This is a genomic window from Pseudomonas sp. LBUM1655 (assembly GCF_059716085.1).
On record NZ_CP166801.1, the window covers coordinates 2,660,887 to 2,684,043 of the forward strand.

Below are 23,157 nucleotides of genomic sequence, written 5' to 3' on the forward strand. Positions count from 1 at the left end.
CCGACTTCGGACTTGTAAGGCTAGACCCGACTTGGCAAGTCAGCTAATAGCCCGACTATTGGACACTGATAGGCAGAACCTTTTACCGCGCGATCAACTGGATTGCGCCGCTTCGTCCTCCGGTACTTCGTCCAGCAGTTCCTCCTGCCCCGGCACTTCGGTGATCACACTGAAATCCGTCACCTCTACTGCACCCAGTCCATATCCCAACAGGTGAAACGAGAAGGCTTTGCGCTGCTGCGGGTTATCAAAACTGAAATCCATCTCCAGCGGTTGATCCGCTGTGGCAACCATCTCCGCCGGCAATCCCAGTTGCACGTCCTGTTCAAACTCTTTGGCCTTGAGCTGAATGTATGCCGCCTGCTGCGGATCGACCGAACGTACGGTCAGGCGCACGCGGGTTTGCGTGCCCTTGGGCATTTCCAGATATTGCGCGCCAATCAGGTTGTCGGCCCAATCGTCATTGATCTGCGCTTGCAACGGGATGACGTTGGTGCTGCCGAACTGATAGCGCTGATTGAGCGGGGTGCGCAGCAGCGACAGATCGAGGGCATTCGCGCGGGCCGCGATCTGTCGAGCGCGCTGACCGCTGTAGGTGCCCTTGAACGTGGCGCTCTCGGCGATAAACCCTGCGCTTTCGTAGTAGCGGCAACGGCGTGGCATGTCACATTCGGAAAAAATCCCCCGACCGTCGTGATAGCGCAGTTTGCCGTTGGTAAACGACATGATCTCGCGCCCGGAGTCATAGTCGCGAAACAACGAGCGGCCACTCAGCGCGCTTGGCACTGGCAGGTCGAAGTAATCGAGGATGGAGGTGCTCAGATCGACATGGCCATACACCCCGGCGTTGAGGCGCGGCAGTTGTTCATGTTCGGGCGCCAATGTCAGGTTGAAGCCCCAGGAGGAGGCCAGACGCACGCCGTCGATGCCGTGGGATTCATCCGAAGTGATCACGACGAGGGTGTCTTTCAACACGCCCTGGCGTTCAAGTCCGATCAGGAACTGATCCAGCGCATCGTCCAGATAACCGACCGCTGCCTGTTTCGGCGTCTCGTAGCGCTGCAGATAGTCTTCTGGCGCGGAGTAGGGCTGGTGGGTGCCCACGGTCAGCAACGTCAGCATCCACGGTTGCTTCTGCTTCTTCAATTGGCCGACATAATCCAGCGCACCTTCGAAGAACGCCTTGTCATCCTTGCCCCAAGGGAACTCCAGATAGTTGGCGTTGGTGAACCATTCCAGGCCATGGGTCGCATCGAAACCGATGTGCGGCATGATCTTGTCTTTGGCCATGAAGCGCAGACCGGCGCCTTGCAGGTAGTGGGTGCTGAAGCCGTGTTCGCGCAGTTGTGCCGGCAGGCAGGCCTGATTGCGCTGTTGCTGGGTGAGCATTTCCACGCCTTTTGGCGTGCCGTTGTTGAGCTTGTCGTAATCGCCACAGAGCATGGCGTACAGACCGCGAATGGTCTGGTGGGTGTGCAGCACGTAGTCCGGAGTGTTCATGCCGCGCTCGGCCCAACGGCTGAGGTTGGGCATCAGGTCTTCCTGATAATGGCTGCCGATGGCCTCGCGGTTGGCGCGGATGTAGGCGCCGGGAATGCCTTCCAGGGCTATGACCAATACGTTGCGCGCCTGACCCGGGGCGGTCAGCAGCTTGTGGCCATTGAGATCGACGTCGGTCAGCCCGGCCATCGCTGGCGCGGCTTCTTCGACATCGCCGTCCAGCCATTCCTCGGCCTGGATCTGTAAATCAGCAACCTGCGTGGCCAGCAACTGATGCGGCAAGTTGTACGCCCGCCACGGATCGTCCTCGCTCGGCCACAGGTTCTGCGCACCCCAGTGCGCGGCGAACAGCACCAGCGGCGCACTCCAGACAGCGCGGGGCAGGGCCGGGCGGGCAATGCCGCGTCCGGCAAACTGAGTCAGCAGCCAAAACATCAGGGCCAGCAACAACGCGATGCCCACGCCCGGATGGGCCAGACCGCCGCCGGTGGAGTTTTCCACGAACTGCGGATCGATCAGGTAATGCAGATCCGTCGGATTCGGCAGGCGTCCTACGGCGCTGACCAGTTCAGCCGTCGCCACGCTCAACAGTGCGCAAAACAGCAGCACCGGCAATGCCAGCCACCACGGACGACGATGCAGCAACACCACCAGCAAACTGCCAATGGCCAGATCCGACAAATAACCCAGCGGCGTCGACCAGCCGAGCGCCGCGCGCAGGCAGACCGGCACGATCAGAACCAGAAAAATCAAGGAAAAGAGGCGGGCATGTGGGTGTCGCAACCCGGTCAAAAGAGCGCTCACAAAAAAAGACCTTCCAGTCATCAAACCGTCAAAAAAGTGTGGGCGATGATACCAAGGGTGAGCTGTCTGATCGCCTTTTTAAACGTGCGGGTGATCTGCTGGCAGATAGCAAATTGAACCGCTTGGGAGGCTTGAGGCCTTGATCGGCGTCCGTCCCGGAGGATCAGGTCGAGTTCGGCTGGCATACGGCGGCGGGGTTTTATTTGTTTCAGGCTGTTTAGTCGGCCTTTGCTCTGCTGCCATTTCAAAAAGTTGCCGCTGGCGCTGGTCGAGCAAATCGTCAAAGACCCGAGATCGATTTCGCGCGGTTGCCGCAGCGCACGTTTATCCATGCGCAGAAATTACAGTAATCGGGGGTGTTGAAGAACAAGCCGGGGAGTGGGAAGGATTACTTCTTTGCGCAGGCAGATGACCACGCCGGCAATTAAGCGAAGCGTGCAAAGCCTCAAGAATAAGGCTCACCGGGCGATACCAGTGGTCAACGTGCGCCGAATCAACCGATTCGGCGCAAAGCATGGATCAATTGGCAAGCACGGTATTAAACAATGCTACGGAAAGTTTTCAGCACATTGGCCACGTGGGGCGCTATTGCCTTGAGTGTTTCCCTGTTGCACGGGTGCACGACTGCGCGCTACGACGGCAAGCGCGCACCGGATGCGGCCAAGGCGGTGATCATCGGCTCCATTACTGAAGGGTATCTGACTCAGCCGCACGGGCTGATGGTCGATATCAAACAGCAGGGAGAGCCGAACACAGCCATTGCATTGACCACGCTTTATAACGAGGACGACCAACCCTCTCCCCATTTGCTAGGGCATCTGTTCATGTACGAGGTGCCGCCTGGGCGTTACCAATTTACCGACTGGCGCTATCAGTTCTACTTGGGCCACGCGGTCGCGCGCCCGTCTCCTGTGGTGTTTAACGTGAAGGCAGGGCAGACGCTCTACATTGGCAACCTGTATGCCAATGCGCTGACGTATTGTTTGTCCAACGTCGATGACGCCGAAGAGACTGTCGAGGGTCTCAAGCGCAAATACCCGATTCTAAAAAGCCGAACCATCATCAATCTGACCTCCGAAAGCGCCTTCAAGCCTTGGCCAACCTCTGATGCCAAAGACTACGGCAAAGGACTTTGCATGCCTTGATGCGGCAGGGCCATGGCTTTGGCTCATCCCATGAAGCTTTCTATTTCAAGGAAATATCAATGAACCGCATCACATTACTTTTGGTTGGCCTGCTGGCCAGCCTGTCCCTGCTGGGTGGATGCAGCACCGGGCCCGACTTGAAGGGGCAGCCATTTTTTAGCGCCGTGGAGCAGACGCGACCGGATCAGGCGACCCTCTATTTTTATCGTCCTGCCGCCAGCGTCGGTTACTTCGTGACCCCCACGATCAAGGTCGATGGGAAAGCCATCGGCGTTCTGCCGTCCGGTGGCTTCTTCAAGACAACCCTGCCAGCCGGTCGTTACCGGATTGAGTCGACTTCTCCACCGTTTGTCAGCAGCAGTGTCAACAAGCGTTTCGACCTGAGTGTCGAAAACGGAAAAGTCTATTTCATTGCTGATCAGACCAGTTCCCTGGCATTCAGCGACAAGCAGGCGTTAGGTGAAGTGAATGATGCTTACTACTCGGGTGCGCATTTCTTTTTTCGCTACGCGTTAGTGCCTGAGGAAGAAGCATTGCGGGCGATCAAGTGGTGTCAGCAGGTGCCACCCCCAGCATCGTGAATCTTAAGGCTTGCGAAGCGGGACTTGCTCCAGGAAGGGATCAGTACTCGACGCTGGGTGTTCATCGCTAGCGTCGAGATCTGTTCTTCAAAACATTTTTGGCTTCCGAGTTAAATCGCCTCTTCGCGCTTCACCACCAACGTCAAAATGTCATAGCTTGCCACCAGCTCACCGAGTTGGTTCGTCACTTCCACATCCCACGCCACCACCCCTTGCGGAATGCCTTGCGGGCTCTTCTTGCCCTGGTCGATCTTGCGCTTGCAAGTCAGGCGCGCCTGGATGGTGTCGCCGATGCCGACCGGGTTGATGAAGCGCAGGGTGTCGAGGCCGTAGTTGGCCAGCACCGGGCCGGGGGCGGCGGAGACGAACAGGCCGGCGGCGGCCGACAAGACGAAGTAGCCGTGGGCAATGCGTTTGCCGAACTGCGACTCTTTGGCGGCGATGTCGTCGAAGTGCATGTAGAAGTGGTCGCCGGACAGGCAGCCGAAGTTGACCAGATCCGCTTCGGTGACGGTGCGGCGATGGGTCAGCAGCGATTCGCCGATCTGCAGATCCTGGAAGTGCCGACGGAACGGATGCACTTCGGTTTCGATGACTTTGGCGCCGCGCACGTGTTCACCGATGACGGCCGCAAGCATGGTCGGCGAGCCTTGTACCGCCGCGCGTTGCAGATAGTGTTTGACCGCGCGCAGACCGCCCAACTCTTCACCGCCGCCAGCACGTCCAGGGCCGCCGTGTTTGAGTTGTGGCAGCGGCGAGCCATGGCCGGTGGATTCGGCGGCGGATTCGCGATCCAGTACCAGCAGGCGTCCGTGCCACGCGGCGGCAGCAGGGATGGCTTTGGCGGCGATGGCAGGGGATTTAGTCACCAGGCTGGCGACCAGACTGCCCTTGCCGCGAGCGGCCAACGCCAGTGCTTCGTCGAGATCGTCGTAAGCCATCAGAGTGCTGACCGGGCCGAACGCCTCGATGTCATGGGCGCCGCCCTCGGCATGCGGATCGCGGGCCAGCAGCAGGGTCGGGGCGAAGAACGCGCCCTGACTGACGTTTTCGCCGCGCGGTTCGAAACCGTCTTTCGCACCGAATAATTGATCGCAGCTTTGCAGCAGGCTTTGCAGGCGCTCACCGACATCCTTCTGTTGATCGTGGGAGGCCAGCGCGCCCATGCGTACGCCCTCCACCGACGGGTCGCCGATCACCACTTTCGCCAGGCGATCACGCAGTCGTGTGGCGACCGCATCGATGTGTTGCTTGGGCACGATGGCACGGCGGATGGCCGTGCACTTCTGCCCGGCCTTGGTCGTCATTTCCCGGGCGACTTCCTTGATGAACAGCTCGAACTCTTCGTCATTTGGGGTGACGTCCGGGGCGAGGATCGCGCAGTTCAGCGAGTCGGCCTCGGCGTTGAACGGCACCGAATGGCGGATCAGGTTCGGGTTGACCCGCAGCTTGGCGGCGGTGTCGGCGGAGCCGGTGAAGGTCACCACGTCCTGACCTTGCATACGGTCGAGAAGGTCGCCAGTGCTGCCGATCACCAGTTGCAGGGTGCCGGTCGGCAACAGGCCGGATTCGTCCATCAGTCGGACCACGGCTTCGGTCAGGTAACTGGTGGCGCTGGCCGGTTTGACGATGCACGGCATGCCGGCGAGAAAGCACGGTGCGAATTTTTCCAGCATGCCCCAGATCGGAAAGTTGAAGGCGTTGATGTGGACCGCGACGCCGCCACGCGGCACCAGAATGTGCGTGCCGGCGAAGCTGCCGAGCTTGCCCAGTGCCATCGCGGGGCCCTCGTGGACGATGTTGCCCGATGGCAATTCCCGCGCGCCGAGGCCGGCGTAGGTGAACAGCGTGCCGTTGCCGCCCTCGATGTCGATCCAGCTATCGGCACGGGTGGCGCCGCTGTGATGTGAGAGGGCGTAGAGCTGTTCTTTGCGTTCGCTCAGGTACAGCGCCAACGCCTTGAGCCGTTGCGCGCGTTGCTGGAAGTCGAGCTTCATCAGTTCGCTGACGCCCTGGCGACGACCGAAGTCGATGGCTTCGGCGAAGTCCGGGCGCTCCTCATGGGTACGCGCCAGGTCATGGCCGTCGATGGCGCTGCGCAGGATCTGCGCGCCGTGCTGGCCGATCCAGCGGCCGGCGAGGAAGCTTTGCAGGGTAGGGGCGTGGGACATGAAATAAGCTCCTGTACTTGTAAAAGAGTCAGTGTTGGCTGGCGCCGGCCGCGCCGATGCCGGTCATCGAACGGATGAACTGCGCCAGATAACGGCCGCGCTCAAGGGCTGCGCGGGGCGAGCGGTCGGTGACCGAGAACAGCCAGGCGCTGAAAAACGCCAGGCTCATGGAAAACAGCGCCGGGTTGGAGTACGGGAACAGCGCTTGCGGGTGATGCAGGACGTTGACCCACACCGCCGGACTCAGGATCAGCAGCACAATGGCCGAGACCAGCCCCGCCAAACTGCCGATCACCGCACCGCGTGTGGTCAGGCCTTTCCAGAACATCGAAAGGAACAGCACCGGGAAATTCACCGAGGCAGCAATGGCTAACACCAGTCCGGAGAGGAAGGCGATGTTCTGCGACTCGAACAACAAACCGAGGACGATGGCGAGCACGCCGATGCACAGGGTGGCGATGCGCGAGACGCGGATTTCTTCCTTCTCGCTGGCCTGACCCTTGCGCATCACGCAGGCGTACAAGTCGTGCGACACCGCCGAGGCACCGGACAGCGCGAGGCCGGCGACGACCGCCAGAATCGTCGCGAACGCCACCGCCGAAATGAAGCCGAGGAACAGGTTGCCACCCACCGCTTGCGCCAGATGCACGGCGACCATATTGCCGCCACCGATGATCGCGCCGCTGGCGTCGCGAAAGGACGGATCCGTGCCGACCATAACGATGGAACCGAAACCGACAACGATCAGCAGCAGGTAAAAGTAGCCGATGAAGCCGGTGGCGTAGAACACGCTTTTACGCGCCTGTTTCGCATCGCTGACGGTGAAAAAGCGCATGAGAATGTGCGGCAACCCGGCGGTGCCGAACATCATGCCCAGCCCCAGGGAAATCGCGTCGATCGGGTTCGACAGCAACCCGCCCGGCGCCATGATCGCCGTGCCTTTGGCGTGTACGGCGGTGGCGCCGGCGAACATCGCTTCAAAGCTGAAGCCGAAGTGCTTGAGCACCATGAAGGCCATGAACGTGGTGCCGAACAGCAGCATCACCGCTTTGATGATCTGCACCCACGTGGTGGCGAGCATGCCGCCGAAGGTCACGTAGAACACCATCAGCACACCGACCAATACCACCGCGTAGAGGTAGTCGATGCCAAACAGCAACTCGATCAGTTTGCCGGCGCCGACCATCTGCGCCACCAGGTACATCAACGCCACTGTCAGGGTGCCGAAGGCCGAGGTCAGGCGCACCGGGATTTGTTCGAGGCGATACGAAACGACGTCGGCAAAGGTGTATTTGCCGAGATTGCGCAGGCGTTCGGCGATCAGGAACAGGATGATCGGCCAGCCAGCCAACACGCCCAAGGCGTAGAGCAAGCCGTCGTAACCGTTGAGGAACATCATCGCCGAGATGCCCAGAAACGAAGCGGCGGAGATCATGTCGCCGGCAATCGCCAGACCGTTCTGGAAACCGGTCATGCCGCCACCAGCGGTATAGAAATCGCTGGTCGAGCGGGTGCGCAGCGCGGCCCAACGGGTCACGCCGAGGGTGAACAGGACGAACACCATGAACATGCCGATGGCGTTCCAGTTCAATGGGCGGGTACTCGTTTCGGCAGCGAGGGCAAGGTCCGTGACCAGCACGCCGGGGAGCAGGAAAAACGCGGCCAGACGTTTCATCGTGCGCACTCCTGCTTGAGCTTTTCGTTGAGCGGATCGATCACGTTGTTGGCGCGATAGACGTAGAAACCGGTCAGGGCAAAGGCCAGCAGCACCACGCCGACACCGACCAGCATGCCCACGGTGGTCACGCCGCCGCTGAGGGATTGGCCCAATGTGGCGGGGGAGAAAGCCACCAGCAGGACGAAGCCGTAATAGATCACCAGCATCAATGCGGTCAGCGACCAGTACAGGCGCTGTTTGCGGCGGACCAGCAGAATGAAGTCGGGGTGTTGGCGGATCAATTCGACGTCTTCGGGGCTCATGATCGTTTCCTTGTTTGTTGTTTTTGTTTTGGGTGGAACAGGGCAGACACACCGCCCCACTGTAGGAGTGAGCCTGCTCGCGATAGCGGTGTTTCAGGCGACATCGATGTTGAGTTTGATGGCCTCATCGCGAGCAGGCTCACTCCTACAGGGATCTGTGTGAGCTTTTAAAACTGGTCGAAATCGAGCACAACCTTGTCGCTCACCGGATATGCCTGGCACGACAGCACATACCCGGCCGCCACTTCGTAGTCCTCCAGGGCATGGTTGCTGTCCATATCGACTTCGCCTTCGATGACCTTGCACTTGCAGGTCGAGCACACCCCGGCCTTGCACGAATACGGCAGTTCCAGACCTTGGGCGTTACCAGCGTCGAGCAGGCTCTGGCTGTTGCGCGGCAAGTCGAAGGCCACGGCGCGGCCGTCGCTGATGACGGTGATCTGGCTGGTGCCAGCGTCGAGCACTTGCGCGGCCTGGCGGGCTTCGCGTTTCTGTTGGCTGCCGGCGGCGGCGAACAATTCGAAGTGGATGCGCTCGGCGCCCATGCCCTTGGCCTTGAGGCTGTCGCGCACGGTTTCAGTCATCTCTTGCGGGCCACAGATGAACGCGGCGTCGAGGGCTTTGACGTCGAGCCAGCGGCTGAACAGTTGCTCGCATTTCTGCGCGTCGATGCGACCGTTGTAGAGGTCGACATCCTGCTGCTCGCGGCTGAACACAAAAATCAGGTTCAGGCGTTGCAGGTAACGATTCTTCAGGTCTTCGAGCTGTTCGCGGAACAATGCGCCGGAGCTGGAACGGTTGCCGTACAGCAGGGTGACGCGGCTGTGCGGCTCGGTTTCCAGGGTGGTCTTGATGATCGACAGAATCGGCGTGATGCCGCTGCCGGCGGCCACCGCCAGATAGTTGCCGTGGCGTGCCGGATCCAGTTCAACATGGAAGTGCCCGGCCGGCGGCATCACTTCGAGGGTGTGCCCGGCCTGCAACTGCTCGTTGGCGAATGCCGAGAAGCGCCCGCCCGCCACGCGTTTGATTGCAATGCGCAGTTCACCGTCGTTGACCCCGGTGCAGATCGAATACGAACGACGCACTTCTTCGCCATCCATCTGCGTGCGCATCACCAGATGCTGGCCCTGGGTGAACTGAAAGCTGTCCTGCAAGTGCTGGGGAATGTCGAAAGCGATGGACACGGCGTCACGGGTTTCGCTGCGGACATCCTTGATGGTCAGGCTGTGGAATTTGCTCATTATTGTTCTCCCGACACGGCATTCGGCCGCTCAGATGCACTTGAAATAGTCGAAGGGCTCGCGGCAATCGCAGCAGCGGTACAAGGCTTTGCACGCGGTGGAGCCGAATTCGCTGAGCACTTCGGTGTGGACGCTGCCGCATTGCGGGCACAGCACCGTCGGGCTTTCGCCGAGCAGCGTGCGTTTGCTGGCGCTGCCGTCCGGCGGGGCGATGCCGTAGGCGCGCAAGCGTTCGCGGCCATCGGCGGTGATCCAGTCAGTGGACCAGGCCGGGGTCAACTTGCGTTCCAGTCGTGGCGCGCTGAAACCGGCGTGTTCCAGTGCGGCGCGGATGTCGTCCTCGATCACTTCGGTGGCCGGGCAGCCGGAATAAGTTGGCGTGACCACCACGTGCAGATGCCCGGCCTGCCAATCGAGGTCGCGGACGATCCCGAGGTCGACCACGCTGACCACCGGCACTTCCGGGTCCATGACCTCGGCCAGGGTCGCCCAAGCCTTGTCCAGATCACCGTTCAGCGCTGGCCGGGCGCCGCGATCGCTGGTGATCAGCTCACCAGGTTGCATCGGGGTACGCTCGTGGCAGGAACTGCATTTCCGCCAGCAAAATGCCCAGGTGTTCGCTGTGCAGACCGCGACGGGCATTCAGGTAGAAATAGCTCGGCGCCGTCGGGACGGGCAGGGTGGCGCGGTCGAACACGGCACTGACCGTTGCTTGCCATTGCGCGGCGACAGTGGCGATGTCCGGGCTGATGCCGGCCGCGCACAGACGCTGTTCGCTATCGTCGGCGGCGATCAGTTCGATGGTGAAACGCCAGACTTCCGGGATCGCCGTGAGCATGCGCTGATGGCTTTCTTCAGTGCCGTCGCCCATTCGCTCGATCCACTCGCCGGAGCGGCGCAGGTGATAGGTAACTTCCTTGACCGCTTTGGCGGCGATCCCGGCAATGCGTTCGTCACTGGACTGGCTCAAGCCCTGCAACACCGGCAGGTGCCAGGCGTCGTAGAGGAATTGCTTAAGCATGGTCACCGCGTAGTCGCCATTCGGTTGTTCGACCAGCAGCAGGTTGCGATAGGCGCGCTCATCGCGGCGAAACGCCAAGTGGTCGGCATCACGGCCATCGTTCAGCAGCTCAGCGGCGTATTCCAACCAGTTTCGCGCCTGACCAACGAGGTCGAGGCCGACGTTCATCAGCGCCAATTCTTCTTCCAGTGCCGGGGCCTTGCCGCACCATTGGCACAGACGCTGGCCCTGGATCAGGGCGCTGTCGCCGAGGCGCAGCAGGTATTCGATCAGATCGGTTTTATCGTTCATGGTCGACCTCACATGTGTCCGACTTCGGCCGGCAGTTCGTAGAAACTGGCGTGGCGGTAAACCTTGTCGTCAGAGGGATCGAACAGCGGGTCTTTTTCATCCGGCGACGAAGCGGTGATCAGCGCTGAAGGCACCACCCACAGGCTCACGCCTTCGCTGCGACGGGTGTAGAGCTCGCGGGCGTTCTCGATAGCCATGGTGGTATCAGCGGCATGCACGCTGCCGACGTGTTTATGGTTGAGGCCGTGCTTGCTACGCACGAAAACTTCGAAAAGGGTCCACTGGGACATGTCATTCACTCCACATCAGATGGCCGATCAAGCGGCGTTCTTGTTCTGTTTTTTACGAGCGTGGGCGACCGCGGCTTCGCGGACCCAGGCACCGTCTTCAATGGCTTTTCGGCGGGTGGCGACGCGTTCCTGATTGCACGGGCCGTTGCCCTTGAGCACTTCGTAGAACTCGCTCCACTGGATCTCGCCGAAGTCGTAATGACCGCGCTCGGCGTTCCACTTCAAGTCCGGATCGGGGCAGGTGCAGCCGAGCAGTTCCAGTTGCGGGATGGTCTGGTCGATGAAGCGCTGGCGCAGTTCGTCGTTGCTCTGGCGCTTGATCTTCCAGGCCATCGACTGCGCGCTGTTCGGTGAGTGTTCGTCGCTCGGGCCGAACATCATCAGCGCCGGCCACCACAGACGATTGATCGCGTCCTGAACCATGTCTTTTTGCGCCTGATTGCCGTGGCGCATCATGGTCAGAAGAATTTCGTAGCCCTGGCGCTGGTGGAAACTCTCTTCCTTGCAGATCCGCACCATGGCCCGGGAGTAGGGGCCATACGAGGTGCGCTGCAACACCACCTGATTGACGATCGCCGCGCCATCGACCAGCCAGCCTACCGCGCCCATGTCGGCCCAGTTCAGCGTCGGGTAATTGAAGATGCTCGAATACTTGGCCTTGCCGCTGTGCAGCTTGGCGATCTCTTCGTCGCGATCAGCGCCGAGGGTTTCCATGGCGCTGTACAGATACAGGCCGTGACCAGCCTCGTCCTGAATCTTCGCCATCAATTGCAGTTTGCGTTTGAGCGACGGCGCACGGGTCACCCAGTTGCCTTCCGGCAGCATGCCGACGATCTCGGAGTGGGCGTGCTGGGAAATCTGCCGGATCAGCGTCTGGCGATACGCATCTGGCATCCAGTTCTTGGCTTCGATCTTGATTTCTGAATCGATTTTTTCCTGAAAGGCGCGTTCCTCATCGGACATCTCCGAAAGGTCCTTGATGCGTTTGACGCCTGTTTCTACGAGCTGTGCGTACATTCTTGTTCTCCTGCCTCGGTTTTTTCGAAGGCATGTTCGAGGGCATGGAGAACTTTATAAGTGATACGGAAATTAATATCAAACACAAAATAACGTGTCGTATATTTTTGTGTATCGCTTCCGATCAGTGGTGAAGGGATGTTTTCTGGACAGGGTGATGGTCGCTCAGTAGCATTTGCGCCCTACGGATCTCTCCCATGCGCGTTGTTCGGCGTGGATCTCTCAAGGAATCGATATGAGCGACGTTCCCCGTGACGACAAACCCAAAGTGTTTACGCTGATAAACGGCGAAATACGCGAAAGCCAAATCAGTTTCAGCTCGGTTTCGGGCCTTGATGGTGAAATTCGCGTGCATACCGTTGAGGGCGACCGAATTGACGTGCAGGTGCCTGGATCGAACTTCGCCCTGCGCTTCGATCTGGATGGGGTGCAGAAGGTGCCGGCGGCGCCTGAGCGCGAGCCGGCGGAAGACAAAAAGAAGTCCGCAGAACAGCCGCTGACACCGTTCAACTGGAAAACGTTGCTCATCACCTTCGTGCTGTGGAACGTCGTTGGTGTTGTGATTTCTGGTGTGGTGGGCTTGTTTGTCGCCTTGCTGTATTTCGGCTATCAGTGGCGCGAAGTGGCCAAACGCAAGAAACAGCTGGCCGACGAGTTGGCGCCAGAGACGACTGAGGTGAAGGCCCAAGCGCAGGAAACCGGTTCGAAAATGTCCCGAGAGCGCGTACGCAAAGCGTTGGCCCGCAAACGCTGAACGGCGAAGGCATTGCGCCTTCCCCGCTTCTTAAGGGCCGAATCAGTCCTTGGCGCGCTTATCAATCACATGGCACGCCTTGCCTTCCGAACGCTTGATCGAGAACGGCGGCTGCAGCAATACCCGTGAACTGATCCCGATGTACGTTTTGATGTGCCGACTCAGTTCGCCGCACAGGGCCTTCTGCTGCTCGTCACTCAGGCCCTGATGCTCGGCCTTGAGTTCGACGTGGACATCGACGCTGTCCAGATTGCCGTTGCGATACAGGTGAATCTCGTAGGACTCGGAAAGCTGTTTGATCTTCAGCACCTGTTCTTCAACTTGAGTCGGGAACACGTTGACGCCACGGATGATCAGCATGTCGTCGCTGCGCCCGGTGATCTTGTCGATGCGGCGCATCGGGCGTGCGGTGCCGGGCAGCAAACGGGTGAGGTCGCGGGTGCGATAGCGGATCATCGGCAGGGCTTCTTTGCTCAGCGAGGTGAACACCAGTTCGCCCATCTGCCCGTCCGGCAACACTTCGCCGGTAATCGGATCGATGATTTCCGGGTAGAAATGGTCTTCCCAGATCGTCGGGCCGTCGCGGGTTTCCGCGCATTCCATGGCCACGCCCGGGCCCATTATTTCCGAGAGGCCGTAGATGTCGAGGGCGGTGATGCCCAGGCGTGCTTCGATGGCGCTGCGCAGTTCAGCGGTCCATGGTTCGGCGCCGAAGATACCCAGGCGCAGGGCCAGTTTGTGCGGGTCGATGCCTTGGCGTTCGATCTCGTCGGCGATGTTGAGCATGTACGACGGCGTGACCATGATGATATCGGGCTGGAAATCCTTGATCAGTTGCACTTGTTTTTCGGTCTGGCCGCCGGACATCGGAATCACCGTGCAGCCCAGGCGTTCGGCACCGTAGTGCGCGCCCAGACCACCGGTGAACAGGCCGTAGCCATAGGAAATATGCACCTTGTCGCCGCGTCGACCGCCACCAGCGCGGATCGAACGGGCAACGATGTTGGCCCAGGTGTCGATGTCGTTTTGGGTGTAGCCAACCACCGTCGGTTTGCCGGTGGTGCCGCTGGAGGCGTGCAGACGCACGACGTCATGCATCGGCACGGCAAACATGCCGTAGGGGTAGTTGTCGCGCAGATCGGATTTGGTGGTGAACGGAAACTTCGCCAGATCGTCCAGCGAACGAATGTCGTCCGGGTGTACGCCTAGCGCGTCGAAGCGTTGGCGGTACAGCGGCACGTTGTTGTACGCGTGGTTGAGGCTCCAGCGCAGGCGTTCGAGTTGATGCTGGCGCAATTGATCGACGCTGGCGGTTTCCAGCGGATCCAGTTCAGGGTTGAGCACGGCTTGGGCAATTGGCATGTTCATGACTTCACTCGAATTATTTTTGTGTTTCAGCCCCGTGCTTGCGGGGCGCTGAGTGCATGCCCCAAGGATACCGCTCGGCACCTCGGGAATCGCGGTTCTTTAGTCGGACAAGCGTTCGATCACCAACGCAATGCCCTGGCCGACGCCGATGCACATGGTGCACAGCGCATAACGGCCACTACGTTCTTCCAGTTCGTGCAGGGCAGTGGTGACCAGTCGTGCGCCACTCATGCCCAGCGGATGACCGAGGGCGATGGCGCCGCCGTTCGGGTTGACCCGCGGATCGTCGTCGCCCAGACCCAGCTCACGCAGCACTGCCAAGCCCTGGGCGGCGAAGGCTTCGTTGAGCTCGATAACGTCCATATCGGCAAGACTCAGGTTGGCCAGTTCCAGCACTTTGCGCGTGGCTGGCACCGGGCCGATGCCCATGATTCGTGGTTCGACCCCGGCGGTGGCCATCGCCACTACACGGCCACGGGCCTTCAAGCCGAAGCGCTGGGCGGTTTGTGCATTGGTCAGCAGCAGGGCGCAGGCGCCGTCGTTGACCCCGGACGCGTTGCCGGCGGTGACGCTGCCACCTTCACGGAATGGCGTACCGAGTTTTTGCAGTTGTTCCAGCGTGGTGTCGCCGCGCGGGTGCTCGTCGTGCTCGACCACTTTGGCCGGGCCTTTGCGCTGCGCGATTGCCACGGCGACGATCTCTTTGGCCAGACGTCCATTGGTCTGCGCCGCTGAAGCGCGCTGTTGGCTACGCAGGGCGAAGGCGTCCTGATCAGCACGGGAAATGTTGAACTGTTCGGCGACGTTCTCGGCGGTCTCCGGCATCGAGTCGATGCCGTAGGCTTTCTTCATCAAGGGATTGACGAAACGCCAGCCGATGGTGGTATCGAACAGCTCCGCCGAACGCGAAAACGCAGTTTCAGCCTTGCCCATCACCAACGGCGCGCGGGACATCGATTCGACACCGCCGACCAGCATCAATCCGGCTTCACCGCTGCGAATCGCCCGCGCGGCAGTGCCGATGGCATCCAGACCGGAGCCGCACAAACGGTTGAGCGTGGTGCCCGGCACGCTGACCGGCAGCCCGGCCAGCAGCGCCGACATACGCGCGACGTTGCGGTTGTCTTCGCCGGCCTGATTGGCGCAGCCGTAGATCACATCGTCGACTTGATTCCAGTCCACTTGCGGGTGGCGGCGCAGCAATTCACGCAGCGGCACGGCACCGAGGTCGTCGGCGCGCACGCTGCTCAAGGCTCCGGCGTAGCGCCCGATCGGGGTGCGGACGGCGTCGATGATCAGAGCGTCATTCATGGGGAGTCTCCTGCGCCAGCACCGTGCCGCGCACTTTGTAGGATTTGCCGTGGAACAGGGCGATCAACTGGCCCTGCTGGTTTTCGATGCGAACGTCGTAATTGCCGGTACGGCCCGAGCGCGATTGTTCGGTGCAGCGTGCCGTCAGGGTGTCGCCCAAGTGGGCAGGGGCGATGTAATCGATGCTGCAACCGATCGCCACAGTGGCGTCGTTGTAGCTGTTGCAGGCAAAGGCGAACGCCGAGTCGGCGAGGGCGAACAGAAAACCGCCGTGGCAGGTGCCGTGGCCCTGGATCATGTCGGCGCGCACGCCCATGCCGAGGGTGCAACTGCCGGGCGCGGCGCTGATCAGGCGAATGCCCATGCCCTGAGTGGCGGCGTCACGCTCGAGCATCGTTTGCGCGCAGCGACTGGCGAGGCTCATGGCTTCAAGGCTGGTCATGAAATGTGCTCCCTTCGGCGACTTTGCGGCGCAACAGCAGCGATGGCCGGTAGCGCTCTTCGCCGTAAGTGGCTTGCAGGTTGTCGAGGACGCGGGTGATCTGCGCGAGTCCGATTCGGTCAGCCCAGGCCAGTGGGCCTTGCGGATAATTGACGCCAGCGCGCATCGCCAGATCGATATCCGCCGCCGACGCTACGTCGTGCAGCACGGTGTCGGCAGCTTCGTTGGCGAGCATGGCGACGGTGCGCAACACGGCCAGCCCCGGTGTGTCGCTGAGCAGGCTGACGTGCAGGCCGGCGCGTTGCAGCAGGGCGACGCCTTGATCGCGAGCGCTGTCGCTGATGTCCGCCGAACAACTGATGGCGATGCGTTTGGCTGTGGCGTAATCGAAGGCCAGATCGATCAGGATCAGGTTGCGCAGGCCGTCTTCTTTGGCGCGTTGGCTGGCCATGCGGCCGTCGCTCAGGGCCAGAATGGCCTCGCCGACTCTCAGCAAGCCGCTGCCGTCACGCTGGGTGACGTTGGTTTTCAGGCGCGGGATCAAGTCGTTCAGGGCGCCCAAATCGCCTTCCACCACGCAGTTGTCGACAATCGCATCGCTGCTTATGGATTGCGCGTCAGGACGCTGCGCACCCTCGCTGTAGTCGTAGAAACCACGACCGCTTTTGCGCCCGAAGCGTCCGGCATCCACCAGTTCCTGCTGGATCAGCGACGGCTGAAAACGGGTGTCGCCGTAATAGGCGTCGAACACCGAACAGGTCACCGCATAATTCACATCGTGGCCGATCAGGTCGGTGAGTTCGAACGCGCCCATGGCGAAGCCGCCGGCGTCACGCATCAGGGCATCAAGGGTGGCGCAATCGGCGGCGCCTTCCTGCAACAGGCGCAGGCTTTCGGCGTAGAACGGCCGCGCCACACGGTTGACGATAAAACCCGGCGTCGAGCGGGTGTGTACCGGTTGTTTGCCCCAGGCTTTTGCCGTGTCAAACAAGGTGCTGGCGAGCGCGGGATCACTGGCCAGACCGGAGACGATTTCCACCAGCGGCATCACGGGCGCGGGGTTGAAAAAGTGCAGGCCGAGCAAGCGCTCCGGGCGTTTCAGGTCGGCGGCGATGCGCGTGATCGACAGCGAAGAGGTGTTGCTGGCGAGGATGCAGTGTTCGCTGCACAGGCTTTCCAACTGAGCGAAGAGTGCGCGTTTGACCTCAAGGTTTTCGACAATCGCTTCGATGATCAGCGTGCAGTCGGCCAGCGCTTCGATGGCCTCTACGGCTTGTAAGCGAGCAATGATTGCTGCTCTTTCGGTGGGGGCAAGTTTGCCTTTCTCGACGCGTTTGCCGAGTTGTCGGTCAATGCCATCAATGGCTTGAGCAGCCGCGCCCGGACGGTTGTCCAGCAGCAGCACTGGATGCCCGGCCTGCGCGGCGACATGAGCGATGCCGGCGCCCATTGCGCCGGCACCGATTACGGCGATTTGTGCGTTGCGGTTGAGAGCGTTCATGTTCAGCGACCCTTGAACGCAGGCGTGCGTTTTTCCATGAATGCGCTGACGCCTTCGCGGTAGTCCTCGCTGCGCCCGGCCAGGCGTTGTAGATCGCGCTCAAGTTCCAGTTGTTCGTCGAAGGTGTTGCTGAGGCTCGCATTGAGGCTGCGCTTGATCAGCGCCAGGCCGTAAGTCGGTTGCGTGGCCAGATGGCGGGCGAGCGTCAGGGCTTCGTCGCGCAACTGCGCATCGTCGACGCAGCGATAAATCAAACCCCATTGCTCGGCTTGTTCGGCGCTCAAGCGATTGCCCAGCAGGGCCAAGGCCTTAGCGCGGGCCATGCCGACCAGACGCGGCAGCGTCCAAGTACCACCGGAATCAGGGATCAGACCGATTTTGCAGAACGCCTGAATAAAACTCGCCGAACGCGCCGCCAGCACCAGATCGCAGGCCAGCGGAATGTTCGCCCCGGCCCCGGCTGCCACGCCGTTGACTGCGCAAATCACCGGCATCGGCAGATCACGCAACTGGCGAATCAGCGGGTTATAGAAGGTCTCGATGGACACGCCAAGATCCGGCGCCTCACTGCCCGGCGCCACATTGCGGTCGCTCAGGTCTTGCCCGGCACAGAAGCCGCGACCTTCGCCGGTCAGTAGCAGCACGCGCACTTCAGGGGTCTGCCGCACCTGCTTCAGCGCTTCTTTGACTTCCAGGTGCATGGCGGTGTTGAAGCTGTTTAGCTGATCGGGCCGGTTGAGGCTGAGCAAGGCGACGCCGGCCTCGATGGAAAACAGGATGTGTTCGAAGTTCATGGGCAGGGTTCTCCGGGAGGTCGTTCGATTCGATTACTGGCCGCGAAACTGCGGCGCACGTTTGTCCTGAAAGGCGCGGATGCCTTCATCGCGATCGGCGGTACCGGCCAGCAACGTGAAGGCATGGCGCTCGAAACGCAGGCCGCTGGCCAGATCGGTGTCCATCGCCTTGAGCAGCGCTTCCTTGGCCAGACGCACGGCCAGCGGTGCCTTGGCGGCGATGGCGTGGGCGATCTGCAGGGCGCGTCCGACGGTGAATTCCGGTTGGGTGATTTCGCTGACCAGGCCTGCGCGCAGGGCGTGGCGGGCGTCGATGGCTTCGCCGGTCAAAACCATTTGCATCGCCAGTGACTTGCCGACCGCACGCAATAAACGTTGGGTGCCGCCCGCGCCGGGCATGATTCCGAGGTTGATTTCCGGCTGGCCGAAACGCGCGTCTTCGCCGGCAATCAGGATGTCGGCGTGCATTGCCAACTCGCAGCCGCCGCCGAGGGCGAAGCCGTTGACGGCAGCGATCAGCGGTTTGCTGAAGCGGGTGATGATTTGCCATGAGGCCTGGCGCGGGTCGTTGAGGATGCCGACCAGATCGCGCTCAGCCATTTCCTTGATGTCGGCGCCGGCAGCAAAGGCTTTGCGGCTGCCGGTCAGGACTACGGCGCGGGTATCCGGGTCGGCCTCAGCGGTGCTCAGTTCGGCGGCGAGTTCGCCGAGCAGTTCGGTATTGAGGGCATTCAACGCCTGCGGACGTTGCAGGGTGATCAGGCGCACAGCTTGCAGCTGTTCAACGGCCAGGGTTTGAGGCATGGCAAAGGCCCTCACGGTGTGCGCTCGGCTGCTGCCGGCTTGTTGTTGGTTCGACGTCGGGCGTCGGTTTTGCCGAAGTATAGACTTAACGTGATACGCAAAAGCAACAATGAAATGCTATTAATGTGTCTCAAATAGAATTTCGTCCGGTCTATCACTTTCTGGTTTAGCTCGTTTCGTATTAATCAAATTATTGATAAATAACGAATAAATACTAAATTGTTTAAGGGTCTACGCGCGACAAGCGGTGGCTCTATAAAGCGATACGCTTTTCTTGCTTTTATGTCGTGAAACGATGTGATACAAAACAGGCCTGTTTGCGCATCGCTTTGCGTATCTCACTGCACAACGTCCGGCAAAGGAGCCTGCGATGACCTGTTACAGCCTTGATGGACTGACTCCGGTGGTCGACCCAACCGCCTATGTGCATCCGTCCGCCGTGCTGATCGGCGATGTGATCATCGGGCCGCACTGTTACGTCGGGCCGCTGGCGAGTTTGCGTGGCGACTTCGGCCGCATCGTTCTGGAAGATGGCGCCAACCTGCAGGACACCTGCGTGATGCACGGCTTTCCCGACAGCGACACCGTGGTCGAACGCAACGGCCACATCGGCCACGGCGCGGTGTTGCACGGTTGCCGGATCGGCGCCGATGCACTGGTGGGCATGAATGCGGTAGTGATGGACAACGCGCGGATCGGAGCACGGTCGTTCGTGTCGGCAGCGGCGTTTGTGAAGGCAGGGTTCGAATGCCCCGAGCAGTCGCTGGTGATGGGCGCGCCGGCCAGTATCAAGCGTGAACTCAGCGACCAGGAAGTGGCGTGGAAGCAGGCCGGTACGCGTGAGTATCAGGAACTGGCCCAGCGTTGCCTGACGCAGATGCGAGTCTGCGAACCGTTGAGCGAGCCAGAGCCGAATCGGCCACGGATCAGCGACAGCGGATTGCGGCCCAAGAACAGTTCACTATGAACACCACCCGTTTCGATTCGGTATATTCCTTTCTTTTTTTCAACCCGGTACGCCCATGTCATCACTGACACCTTTGAACCATCTGATTACCCGCTTCCAGGAGCAGACGCCGATCCGCGCCAGTTCCTTGATCATCACGCTGTACGGGGATGCCATCGAACCCCACGGCGGCACGGTGTGGCTGGGCAGTCTGATTCAGTTGCTGGAGCCGATCGGCATCAACGAGCGGCTGATCCGTACCTCAATCTTTCGTTTGACCAAGGAAGGCTGGCTGACCGCCGAGAAAGTCGGCCGGCGCAGCTATTACAGCCTCACCGGCACTGGCCGGCGGCGTTTCGATAAAGCCTTCAAACGGGTTTACAGTTCAACCGTGCCGGCCTGGGACGGTTCGTGGTGCCTGGCGATGCTCACGCAGTTGAGCCAGGACAAGCGCAAGCAGGTGCGCGAAGAGCTCGAATGGCAAGGTTTTGGTGCGATTTCCCCGGCGGTGCTGGCGTGCCCACGCAGTGATCGCGCGGACGTCAACGCCACGTTGCAGGACCTCGGGGCGCTGGAAGACACCATCGTTTTTGAAACCACCGCACAAGACGTGCTGGCCTCCAAAGCCCTGCGGGCGCAGGTGCGCGAGAGTTGGAGCATTGAGGAGCTGGCGGCGCACTACAGCGAGTTTATCCAGTTGTTCCGACCGCTCTGGCAAGCGCTTCGCGAGCAGGAAAACCTGCTGCCGGCAGACTGTTTCATGGCACGTCTCCTGCTTATTCACGAATACCGCAAACTGCTGCTGCGCGACCCGCAACTGCCGGACGAATTGCTCCCCGGCGACTGGGAAGGTCGCGCGGCGCGGCAGTTGTGCCGCAACATCTACCGTTTGATCTACGCCAAGGCCGAAGAGTGGCTGAACACTGCGCTGGAGACTGCTGACGGGCCGTTGCCGGACGTCGGCGAGAGTTTCTATCGACGCTTTGGCGGCTTGAAATAATCGCCACAGCGAGGGAGCCGCACTGTTCAGGAAGAACGCTTGGATTGACGTAGATAATAAAAACAAGCCTGCGTGAGGCCAGACATGATTCCTTCAACTGCACAACGCCGTGACGGCTTCGATCAGTGGATCCATCAGATCAACCAGATCTGCGGCGCCTTCAATGCGCAAACCCTCGGCGCCGGTTTTACCGGGCGCATTCGTGAGTACCAGAGCGGTGCGCTCAAGCTCAGTTTTGTCGACGCCTGCCAGGCGCGGCTGTATCGCACGCCGGCGGAAATCGCCGCGGGCGAGGGCGGCAAATACTTTGCCGTGTTTCAGCTCGAAGGCTCGGCGGGCATGGCCCAGGGCGACAACAAAGCCTTGCTGTCGGCCGGTGATATCACCCTGATCGACGCCTCCCGGCCGAGCGATTTCACCTACCACGAGAACTCCCGGCAGTTGTCGCTGATTCTGCCGACTCATCTGGTGGAGAAGACCCTGCGCTTCAATCAGGTCAAGTGCGGTCACCGCATCCCGGCGAGCTCCCCGATGGCCATGCTTTCGCATCATTTGATCCTCGATGCCACCCGTCAGAAGAACCTTAGCTTGAGTGAAAGCGAAGCGACGCTGGAGGCAATTGTCAGCCTGTTGCGCCCGGCGATCAGCCAAAGCGAAGACTGCAGCGATCTGCATGAACGGATCTTCCAGAAAACCCTGGCGTGCATTGACGAGCACATTCGTTGCGAAGAACTGTGCCCGGAATGGCTGGCGCGGGAAGTCGGGATGTCGGTGCGCGGGCTGTACCGGATTTTCGCGAAGAAGGGCCTGGTGGTGGCCCGTTACATCAAGAATCGACGGCTGGACTTGTGCGCCGAATCCCTGCGTCAGTCGGGGGGCGAGCAGAAACTGTCGGTGCTCGGTTACTCGTGGGGCTTTACCGATTCGAGCCATTTCTCCACAGCGTTCAAATCGCGCTTCGGCATTGCGCCGGGGGAGTACCGCAAGCAGCACGCTTGAGGTTCAGTCGTTCATGCCGTCATCGATTGCGATGCCTTGGGCGCGCATTTCCTTAATCAGCTGTGCTCGCGTGCCGGGCAGGTTGAGCATGGTTTCGTGGCGCAACTGCGCGACTTCGTCGGCGCTGTACGGCGGGTAATTCTTCGGCGCACTGGCACCGGCCATGCCGTCCTCGCGGAGCAGCCAGTTGAGCAGGTCGGCCAGTTGCGCGTTGTTCAGCGCGGACTGCGACATGCCGGGAACGCGCACCAGAAACTCACGGCCGCCGGGGACTTTCAGGAAGTTGCCGACAAAACCGGCCATACGCGGCGTGTCGTTGGCGGCCGAGCCTGTACCGTCGGGCAAGTGGCAACCGGCGCATTGCAGTTGGTAGTTCACGCCGACGCTGTAATTGGCCTGAGCGATGGGGGTTTGTGGCGCCTCGTTGCCCGGCGCGTGGCGTTGGTTCGGGTTGGGGATGGCGCGGGCGTAGACCGACGGTGCGGCTATCGCCAGCGCCAGACCAAGAATGAGCAAATGACGCATGACAACTCCTTCAAAATTCACACAACACCCCTGTGGAAGCGAGCCTGCTCGCGAAGACGCCGGCACATCCAATAGAGCTGTCGCCTGAAACACCGCTTTCGCGAGCAGGCTCGCTCCCACAGGGGAAAGTTGCTGCGCTCTGGTCAGACAGCTACACCCCGAATAATCGAAACCGTGCAGTGATAGATGTGCGATTTCGCCGCCAGGCACCAGTTCACGTCGTTGTTGTTGAACGGCCGGTACGCAGGTTCTTCACTGTCATTACGTGTACACGCGCACTGCGCACAGCTCTGCTTACCGCAGCAGTCGTTGTACGAAATGATGTAGTCCTTGCCATCCGCCGGGTTGCGGCAGGTGCCGATCCAGGTCACTTGCGAGGCTTCGGTGCCCGGCGGGCACGACGTCACTGAACCGCCGCAGCAACTGCACAGAAAGCCGTCGATCGAGCAGTAGCGCCAGTAGTCGCAACTGTTCGGATCACCCGGATCGCCAGCCTTGGGATTGTCCGCCGCCAGTGCCTTGCTGGTGCGATCCAGCGGCAACAGCAGTGGCAGTGCGGCGCCAGCGACCATCAGCGAACCCATGCGCGCCAGCAGTTTGCGTCGCGACGTGGTGTCGGCCACTCGGCGGGCCGAGCGTTCGAACAACAGATCCAGAATTTTCATCAGT

At 60.8% G+C, this 23,157-nt stretch carries 24 protein-coding genes; 6 read left to right on the forward strand and 18 right to left on the reverse strand.

Annotation, left to right across the window (positions count from 1 at the left end; genetic code table 11):
- Positions 1-93 precede the first annotated feature (93 nt).
- Both ACA074_RS11995 and ACA074_RS12000 read right to left on the reverse strand, forming a co-directional pair.
- Positions 94-2,304: an LTA synthase family protein gene (locus tag ACA074_RS11995; protein WP_497679077.1), complete on the reverse strand. Its 2,211-nt coding sequence runs from the start codon at positions 2,302-2,304 to the stop codon at positions 94-96.
- 20 nt (positions 2,305-2,324) lie between these two features.
- A complete protein-coding gene (locus ACA074_RS12000) occupies positions 2,325-2,636 on the reverse strand; it encodes a hypothetical protein (protein WP_497617792.1) in 312 nt (103 codons plus the stop codon).
- Positions 2,637-2,897: 261 nt separating this feature from the next.
- On the opposite strand from ACA074_RS12000, the gene ACA074_RS12005 reads away from it, so the two are divergent.
- Together ACA074_RS12005 and ACA074_RS12010 are read left to right on the forward strand one after the other, a co-directional pair.
- Positions 2,898-3,449, forward strand: coding sequence for a hypothetical protein (locus ACA074_RS12005; protein ID WP_401265286.1), 552 nt, complete (start codon positions 2,898-2,900; stop codon positions 3,447-3,449).
- A 59-nt stretch (positions 3,450-3,508) separates the two neighbouring features.
- Entirely contained in the window at positions 3,509-4,030 is a 522-nt protein-coding gene (locus ACA074_RS12010) for a DUF2846 domain-containing protein (RefSeq protein ID WP_497679078.1), read from the forward strand.
- Between the two features lie 110 nt (positions 4,031-4,140).
- Here ACA074_RS12010 and paaZ read toward each other — a convergent pair whose 3' ends face one another.
- The 8 genes from paaZ to paaA form a co-directional block, all read right to left on the reverse strand.
- Positions 4,141-6,201, reverse strand: a complete 2,061-nt coding sequence (gene paaZ / locus ACA074_RS12015) for a phenylacetic acid degradation bifunctional protein PaaZ (RefSeq protein WP_497679079.1) — start codon at positions 6,199-6,201, stop codon at positions 4,141-4,143.
- Between the two features lie 28 nt (positions 6,202-6,229).
- Positions 6,230-7,876 (reverse strand): cation acetate symporter, encoded by a 1,647-nt coding sequence (locus ACA074_RS12020; RefSeq protein ID WP_489880904.1) that lies wholly within the window; start codon positions 7,874-7,876, stop codon positions 6,230-6,232.
- Positions 7,873-8,181, reverse strand: a complete 309-nt coding sequence (locus ACA074_RS12025; RefSeq protein WP_401265278.1) for a DUF485 domain-containing protein — start codon at positions 8,179-8,181, stop codon at positions 7,873-7,875. The genes ACA074_RS12020 and ACA074_RS12025 overlap by 4 nt, the downstream gene beginning before the upstream one ends.
- A 167-nt stretch (positions 8,182-8,348) precedes the next feature.
- Positions 8,349-9,425, reverse strand: a complete 1,077-nt coding sequence (gene paaE, locus ACA074_RS12030; protein WP_489880902.1) for a 1,2-phenylacetyl-CoA epoxidase subunit PaaE — start codon at positions 9,423-9,425, stop codon at positions 8,349-8,351.
- Between the two features lie 30 nt (positions 9,426-9,455).
- Positions 9,456-9,989, reverse strand: coding sequence for a 1,2-phenylacetyl-CoA epoxidase subunit PaaD (gene paaD, locus ACA074_RS12035; protein ID WP_497679080.1), 534 nt, complete (start codon positions 9,987-9,989; stop codon positions 9,456-9,458).
- Complete coding sequence (paaC, locus tag ACA074_RS12040) at positions 9,976-10,737, reverse strand: 1,2-phenylacetyl-CoA epoxidase subunit PaaC (protein ID WP_497679081.1); 762 nt, start codon at positions 10,735-10,737, stop codon at positions 9,976-9,978. Before paaC ends, paaD begins: the two co-directional genes overlap by 14 nt.
- Positions 10,738-10,745: 8 nt before the next feature.
- Positions 10,746-11,027: a 1,2-phenylacetyl-CoA epoxidase subunit PaaB gene (gene paaB / locus ACA074_RS12045; RefSeq protein WP_401265268.1), complete on the reverse strand. Its 282-nt coding sequence runs from the start codon at positions 11,025-11,027 to the stop codon at positions 10,746-10,748.
- A gap of 27 nt (positions 11,028-11,054) precedes the next feature.
- Positions 11,055-12,044 carry a 1,2-phenylacetyl-CoA epoxidase subunit PaaA gene (paaA, locus tag ACA074_RS12050; RefSeq protein ID WP_401265265.1) on the reverse strand — a complete coding sequence of 330 codons (990 nt, stop codon included), beginning with the start codon at positions 12,042-12,044 and terminating at the stop codon, positions 11,055-11,057.
- Positions 12,045-12,279: 235 nt separating this feature from the next.
- Between paaA and ACA074_RS12055 the strand changes: the two genes are divergently transcribed.
- Positions 12,280-12,798, forward strand: coding sequence for a hypothetical protein (locus tag ACA074_RS12055; protein ID WP_497679082.1), 519 nt, complete (start codon positions 12,280-12,282; stop codon positions 12,796-12,798).
- A gap of 42 nt (positions 12,799-12,840) precedes the next feature.
- Here the strand turns inward: ACA074_RS12055 and paaK are convergent, their stop codons facing one another.
- The 6 genes from paaK to paaF form a co-directional block, all read right to left on the reverse strand.
- Positions 12,841-14,166, reverse strand: a complete 1,326-nt coding sequence (gene paaK / locus ACA074_RS12060; RefSeq protein WP_497679083.1) for a phenylacetate--CoA ligase PaaK — start codon at positions 14,164-14,166, stop codon at positions 12,841-12,843.
- A gap of 99 nt (positions 14,167-14,265) precedes the next feature.
- A complete protein-coding gene (gene pcaF, locus ACA074_RS12065; RefSeq protein ID WP_497679084.1) occupies positions 14,266-15,477 on the reverse strand; it encodes a 3-oxoadipyl-CoA thiolase in 1,212 nt (403 codons plus the stop codon).
- Complete coding sequence (paaI, locus tag ACA074_RS12070; RefSeq protein WP_497679085.1) at positions 15,470-15,919, reverse strand: hydroxyphenylacetyl-CoA thioesterase PaaI; 450 nt, start codon at positions 15,917-15,919, stop codon at positions 15,470-15,472. Before paaI ends, pcaF begins: the two co-directional genes overlap by 8 nt.
- The gene (gene paaH, locus ACA074_RS12075; protein ID WP_497679086.1) at positions 15,906-17,420 is read right to left on the reverse strand and encodes a 3-hydroxyacyl-CoA dehydrogenase PaaH; all 1,515 of its coding nucleotides are present in this window, start codon (positions 17,418-17,420) and stop codon (positions 15,906-15,908) included. The genes paaI and paaH overlap by 14 nt, the downstream gene beginning before the upstream one ends.
- A gap of 2 nt (positions 17,421-17,422) precedes the next feature.
- Positions 17,423-18,214 (reverse strand): 2-(1,2-epoxy-1,2-dihydrophenyl)acetyl-CoA isomerase PaaG, encoded by a 792-nt coding sequence (gene paaG / locus ACA074_RS12080; protein ID WP_497679087.1) that lies wholly within the window; start codon positions 18,212-18,214, stop codon positions 17,423-17,425.
- A gap of 33 nt (positions 18,215-18,247) precedes the next feature.
- Entirely contained in the window at positions 18,248-19,018 is a 771-nt protein-coding gene (gene paaF, locus ACA074_RS12085) for a 2,3-dehydroadipyl-CoA hydratase PaaF (RefSeq protein WP_497679088.1), read from the reverse strand.
- A 370-nt stretch (positions 19,019-19,388) separates the two neighbouring features.
- Here paaF and paaY point away from each other — a divergent pair, with 370 nt between their 5' ends.
- The 3 genes from paaY to feaR all read left to right on the forward strand — a co-directional run bounded on the left by paaY (position 19,389) and on the right by feaR (position 21,963).
- Positions 19,389-19,985 (forward strand): phenylacetic acid degradation protein PaaY, encoded by a 597-nt coding sequence (gene paaY / locus ACA074_RS12090; RefSeq protein WP_497617814.1) that lies wholly within the window; start codon positions 19,389-19,391, stop codon positions 19,983-19,985.
- A gap of 55 nt (positions 19,986-20,040) precedes the next feature.
- Positions 20,041-20,964, forward strand: coding sequence for a phenylacetic acid degradation operon negative regulatory protein PaaX (paaX, locus tag ACA074_RS12095; protein ID WP_305443021.1), 924 nt, complete (start codon positions 20,041-20,043; stop codon positions 20,962-20,964).
- Between the two features lie 84 nt (positions 20,965-21,048).
- Positions 21,049-21,963 carry a transcriptional regulator FeaR gene (gene feaR, locus ACA074_RS12100; protein ID WP_497617815.1) on the forward strand — a complete coding sequence of 305 codons (915 nt, stop codon included), beginning with the start codon at positions 21,049-21,051 and terminating at the stop codon, positions 21,961-21,963.
- Between the two features lie 3 nt (positions 21,964-21,966).
- On the opposite strand, the gene ACA074_RS12105 is transcribed toward feaR, so the two are convergent.
- Together ACA074_RS12105 and ACA074_RS12110 are read right to left on the reverse strand one after the other, a co-directional pair.
- Positions 21,967-22,488 (reverse strand): c-type cytochrome, encoded by a 522-nt coding sequence (locus ACA074_RS12105; protein ID WP_489880892.1) that lies wholly within the window; start codon positions 22,486-22,488, stop codon positions 21,967-21,969.
- Between the two features lie 143 nt (positions 22,489-22,631).
- Entirely contained in the window at positions 22,632-23,153 is a 522-nt protein-coding gene (locus tag ACA074_RS12110; protein ID WP_401265240.1) for a methylamine dehydrogenase light chain, read from the reverse strand.
- Positions 23,154-23,157: the final 4 nt, after the last annotated feature.